This is a genomic window from Pseudomonas sp. NBRC 111124, from assembly GCF_001320245.1.
Classification (GTDB): Bacteria; Pseudomonadota; Gammaproteobacteria; order Pseudomonadales; family Pseudomonadaceae; genus Aquipseudomonas.
Map to the genome: position 1 here is coordinate 1 of NZ_BCBA01000099.1, position 523 is coordinate 523.

At 62.0% G+C, this 523-nt stretch carries 1 protein-coding gene; it reads left to right on the plus strand.

Annotated features, from left to right (window positions below; all coding sequences use genetic code 11):
• A partial coding sequence (locus APH28_RS28950) for an immunoglobulin-like domain-containing protein (protein ID WP_177334302.1) occupies positions 1–523 on the plus strand: 523 nt, incomplete at both ends.

Genomic DNA, 523 nt, shown 5'->3' on the forward strand with positions numbered 1-523 from the left:
AGCATCACAGCCGTCAGCGGCGGCAATTACGAGAACTTGGTCGCCAACACCGCCACAGTCAGCACCACGGTCACCGATGTCCAGGACACCACCACCGTCACACTAACGGCCACGCCGAGTGTGGCCGAAGGTGGCACGATCCTCTACACCGCGACGGTGGGAGCACCAGTCACTGGCAGTCCGGTCGTGGTCAGCCTGACCAATGGACAGAGCATCACCATCGCGGTCGGCCAAAGCTCCGGCACCGCCATCGGCGCCGTCAGTAACGACGTCTACCAGGGCCATGCCGCCGTCAGCAACAGCATCAGCAATGTTTCGGGCGGTAATTACGAAAACCTGGTGGCCGACAAGACTCAAGTCAGCACCACCGTCACGGATGTGCAGGACACCACCACCGTGTCGCTGTCGGCAACGCCGAGCGTGGCCGAAGGTGGGCAGATCGTCTACACCGCAACCCTGAACAATGCCGCTCAGTCGCCAGTCACCGTGACCTTGAGCAATGGCCAGACCATCACCATCGCTG